The sequence below is a fragment of the Halolamina salina genome (assembly GCF_042678005.1).
GTDB classification, from domain to species: domain Archaea; phylum Halobacteriota; class Halobacteria; order Halobacteriales; family Haloferacaceae; genus Halolamina; species Halolamina salina.
Genome location: NZ_JBHUDH010000203.1, coordinates 1 through 398 on the forward strand (window position 1 = coordinate 1; position 398 = coordinate 398).

The window sequence follows — 398 nt, forward strand, 5'->3', positions numbered from 1 at the left end:
GGCGTCGTCGCCGCGCTGCTCGCGCTGCTCGGTGCCGGCGCCGTCGTCGGCCGCCGCGCGTAGCTCCACCGCCGAAGCATCGAAACGAAACCCCTTTTCGATCCTCCCCCGCAGTCGCCGTGTGAACCAGGAACGCCTGCAGTTCTGGTCGCTCTACCTCTCGCGGTTCGCGACGGGCTTCGGCTACTCGACGCTCGCGCTGCTGATCCCCTTCTACATCGAGGTGCTGAACGCCTCGGACTTCATGGGCGGGCTGTTCATCACGGGCTTCACGCTGGCGCAGACGATCGTGGTGATCCCGCTGGCGTGGGCGGGCGACCGCTCCGACAAGAAGAAAGTGCTGCTCGGGGTGCTGAGCGTGAGCGTCCTCGCCTACGTCGCGTTCGCGAACGTCCAGC

1 protein-coding gene is annotated in these 398 nt (G+C 67.3%); it reads left to right on the top strand.

The window, feature by feature from the left end:
• Positions 1-121: 121 nt before the first annotated feature.
• Positions 122-398: MFS transporter (locus tag ACFR9S_RS14450; RefSeq protein ID WP_379818939.1), on the top strand; the 277-nt coding region annotated here is incomplete at its 3' end.